This is a genomic window from Streptomyces kunmingensis (assembly GCF_039533535.1).
Taxonomy (GTDB): domain Bacteria; phylum Actinomycetota; class Actinomycetes; order Streptomycetales; family Streptomycetaceae; genus Streptomyces; species Streptomyces kunmingensis.
Window position 1 is genome coordinate 1 of the sequence record NZ_BAAATS010000059.1, and the last position, 1,157, is coordinate 1,157.

A 1,157-nucleotide genomic window follows, 5' to 3' on the forward strand; every position below is an offset into this window, starting at 1 on the left:
GCCTCACCGTCGACAACGCCTGGACCGAGGGCGACCCCACCGTCCTCGCCGGCATCTAGAATTTTCCGGCCGGACGCCGGCCCGACCCGCATTCGGCGCGGAATCTCGATGCGGCCACATGCAGGCCGTGCCGAAGCACGCAACCTCACCAACTCGCGGCCGGCGATCGGCGATCACACGTGCCGGCCTCTGCTCTCTGCCGCAGCACACGGCGCATGTGCACGGCTCGCTCGCTGTGCCGGTCTGGTCCCCGTGTGTTCCGCGCCCTGGAGCGTCTTCCGCTCAGGACGGTTCGATGCCTAGGTGTGGCACACCCTCCCTCACACGGCCTTCCTCAGACACGTCCCGTCCATCACTGTGGTGTTCACACCCCACTGCACCCTCGCGATCCCCGGCCCGGCATACCGGTGAGGGGACGCGAACTGAATCCTTCTACCTGTTCAGAGGAGTACGTCATGCAGTACAGGACGCTTGGCAGTCAGGGCCTTGAGGTCTCGGCGATCGGTTACGGGACGATGGGTCTGACGATGTCCTACGGGCCTGGTGACACGGCTCAGGGTATTGCTGCCATTCAGCGTGCCCACGATCTGGGTGTGACCTTCTTCGACACGGCTGAGTTCTATGGCTGGGGCACTGGTTCCAACGAGAAGCTGCTGGGCGAGGCCGTCAAGGGTTTTCGTGACGAGGTGGTTCTGGGCACCAAGTTCGGCATCGACATGTCGTTGCCGCCCGAGCAGATCGGCGGCGCGCTGGACAGCCGCCCGGAGACCATTCGCAAGGTCGCCGACAACAGTCTGCGTTACCTGGGCGTCGACCACATCGACGTCTTCTACCAGCATCGCGTGGACCCGGATGTGCCCATCGAGGAGGTCGCGGGCACGGTCAAGGAGCTCATCGACGCGGGCAAGGTGAAGTACTTCGGTCTGAGCGAGGCCGGACCCGAGACGATCCGCAGGGCGCACGCCGTGCAGCCGGTCTCCGTCCTGCAGACCGAGTACTCGCTGTTCGAGCGGGACGTCGAGCGGGTCTTCCCCACCCTCGATGAGCTGGGCATCGGGTTTGTCGCCTACGCACCGCTGGGGCGCGGCTTCATCACGGGTGGGGCGAAGCCGGCCGGCCAGTACGACGCCACTGACATCCGTAACGTCGATGCCCGC

At 65.6% G+C, this 1,157-nt stretch carries 1 protein-coding gene; it reads left to right on the forward strand.

Annotated features, from left to right (window positions below; translation table 11 throughout):
- Positions 1-455 precede the first annotated feature (455 nt).
- Positions 456-1,157, forward strand: a 702-nt coding sequence (locus ABD366_RS41395; protein ID WP_344443522.1) for an aldo/keto reductase, incomplete at its 3' end; no start/stop codon positions are given.